Consider the following 608-nt stretch of genomic DNA (forward strand, 5'->3'; position numbering starts at 1 on the left):
TCCGAAACTCGTTAGATCACGGCATTGAATCGCCTGAAACGCGCGTTGCAGCTGGCAAAGATGAAATGGGTAAAATTACTCTGAATGCCTTTCATCAGGGTGGCAACATAGTGATTCAAATCATTGATGATGGCGCAGGCCTGAATCGTGATCGTATTCTTGAGAAAGCCATTGATAATGGCTTGGTGAAAGCGAGTGATAATCTCAGCGATGAACAGATCTATGATTTGATTTTCAAACCTGGATTTTCGACCGCGTCTGAAATCACCGATATTTCAGGTCGTGGCGTCGGGATGGACGTTGTGCGACGAAATATTCAAGAGCTTAATGGCTCTGTCGAAGTTGAGTCGCAGTCTGGCAAAGGCAGCACCTTCACCATCCGATTACCACTCACACTAGCAATTCTTGATGGACAACTCATCCGAGTTGGCAGCGATGTCTTTATTTTCCCTCTGGTCTCAATTGTTGAGTCTATTCAGTCTTATGATCAAATGATTCATCGTGTTTCATCAGGCTGTGAGGTCTTGCGCTTGCGGGATGAATACGTACCAATTGTGCGCCTTTGGGATATCTTCAGCATTAAGCCTGATTCAGAAAAGCTTGAAGAT

At 44.9% G+C, this 608-nt stretch carries 1 protein-coding gene; it reads left to right on the forward strand.

All coding sequences use genetic code 11. The features are described 5' to 3' along the window. Positions 1-608 (forward strand): chemotaxis protein CheA (locus tag A3739_RS00625; RefSeq protein ID WP_197471917.1); only part of this gene is annotated, 608 nt, incomplete at both ends.

The organism is Oleiphilus sp. HI0067 (assembly GCF_001635735.1).